At 41.0% G+C, this 1,361-nt stretch carries 2 protein-coding genes; one reads left to right on the top strand and one right to left on the bottom strand.

Annotated elements, in window-relative coordinates:
• Positions 1-374 (top strand): winged helix-turn-helix transcriptional regulator (locus RAC86_RS38710; protein WP_377886957.1); only part of this gene is annotated, 374 nt, incomplete at its 5' end.
• A 148-nt stretch (positions 375-522) separates the two neighbouring features.
• Here RAC86_RS38710 and RAC86_RS38715 read toward each other — a convergent pair.
• Positions 523-1,361 (bottom strand): YitT family protein (locus RAC86_RS38715; RefSeq protein ID WP_377886958.1); only part of this gene is annotated, 839 nt, incomplete at its 5' end.

Genomic DNA, 1,361 nt, shown 5'->3' on the forward strand with positions numbered 1-1,361 from the left:
AACTCGGCATTGATTATTCTTCTGATGACTTTGAAGGATGTCCGGTGGAGACAACATTAGATATCATCGGAGGTAAGTGGAAAGGCATTCTTCTTTATCATCTCATTGACGGTAAAAAGAGGTTTAATGAGTTTCGAAAACTATACCCAAAAATTACCCAGCGTATGCTCACGCTACAATTAAGAGAATTGGAACGGGATGGCGTGATTCACCGCGAGGTTTATAAACAGGTCCCTCCAAAAGTCGAATACTCTTTAACTGAGTTTGGAAGAACATTAGAACCTGTTATCCTGCACATGAAGGACTGGGGAGAAAAATATAAAGACAGGATTGATAAGCTCGAAGCAGCACGTAAAGCTGAAGATAAAATCTAATAACCAGAAAAAATACCAAGGGTTTTGACGCCCTTGGTATTTCTGTGATTCAGACCTTCACCGGTGACACCCACAAGCCCTCAAAAAGTGTTTTTGATTACATTTACCGGCGATATGTCAGTTACCGTTAAAAAGGTCATTCTATTTTTTAATGATGATTAAGACTTCTAAAATTGCTGCCCTTCACTTCAGCTACGTCATATACGGTGACAAAGGCGGATTTATCAATATCATTAATAATTTCCTTTAGTTTGGTTTCTTCTAAACGGTTGATGACACATGTGATTTCTTTAAATTTCTCGTGGGAAAAACCCCCGTAAGCTTCTTTATATGTGGCGCTTCGGCCTAATTGATCACGTATTGTCTCTACCATTAATTCAGGTTGGGTTGTAATAATTTGAAAGGTTTTAGAGCCGCTTAAGCCTTCCTCCACAACATGAATCACTTTGGATGCAATGTAGTAAGCAATGACTGAAAGCAATGCCCCTTGTAAGCCAAATACTGTGGAAACAAAAATAAACACAAATAGGTTTAAGAATAGAATGAGATCGCTCGTTCCGAATGGCAGTTTTCGGGATAGCAGCACAGCAAGCATGTCAATTCCATCTAATGCGCCGCCATTACGCAGCGCCAGCCCCATTCCGAATCCAAGGATAATCCCGCCGACAACGGTAATTAACAGGGTATCTCCTTCTATGATAGCGGGTGTGTGGTGGAAAAAGCTTGTCCCCGCGGCAAGCGATACGATTCCGATAATTGATAATAATGCAAAGCTTTTCCCAATTTGCTTATATCCTAACCAGACAAATGGAATGTTGATCACAGCAATCAAAATCCCCAGCGGCAAGTTGAATAGCTGTGAACCAACGATGCTAAGACCCGTCACCCCTCCATCAGATACACTGTTTGGAATGAGCACTGTTTCTAGTCCATATGCCGCAATGATTCCTCCAATGATAACCATGATGATTTGGAGAATCATTTTCG

The sequence above is a fragment of the Bacillus sp. LR_5 genome (assembly GCF_042709275.1).